Raw genomic sequence first — 576 nt, forward strand, 5'->3', positions numbered from 1 at the left:
AGCTTACGTGTTTTCGGGTATCAAGAACCAGGTTGCGCCAACGAATATCTTCCGGTTGGGTTGAACCCAAGCGGCTGAGAATTTTATCCAAAGCATGGTAGCGCCGCAACGCCGCTTCCGGCTCATCTGCGCTGATCTCGGCCAGGCTATGCGAAGTCGCGGAATCTAGATCTCGCTGGAAATCCTGTACTACCTGGCCGCGAGCGTCTTTCACATCAATTCGCAAGATACGGTCGCCATTAAAGGGCGAGCGCTCCAGCGACTTATTGATAAATTCCATACGCAGCTCGATATCGCTGCGAGCGTGGCGCAACGAAGAAGCAAGGTGAGACAGATTTTGCACCGTTGTTCCGTTGAGTAGTTCCAAGAACTGAGCACGGAAATCGGCAAGGCGATCGGCCCGAAGGAACTTCAACTTTTCAATGCCCTCACCGGCAAAGTTTGCCTGTGGCTGTAAATCCGCAGATTCCGCTGGCCACTGAGACAAGTATTTGTGGAGAACGGAGACAATCTTGGCATTTATCTCCTCGATGTTTCGTGCAGCCGCGCGGGATGTATCGTGCAGGCTGTTTTGTA

General features: G+C 52.4%; 1 pseudogene. It reads right to left on the bottom strand.

What is annotated here, in order from left to right:
• Positions 1 to 576, bottom strand: a pseudogene (locus F4V54_RS11240) (ATP-binding protein); the annotation flags it as partial.

It is taken from the genome of Corynebacterium tuscaniense (genome assembly GCF_008693065.1).
Classification (GTDB): domain Bacteria; phylum Actinomycetota; class Actinomycetes; order Mycobacteriales; family Mycobacteriaceae; genus Corynebacterium; species Corynebacterium tuscaniense.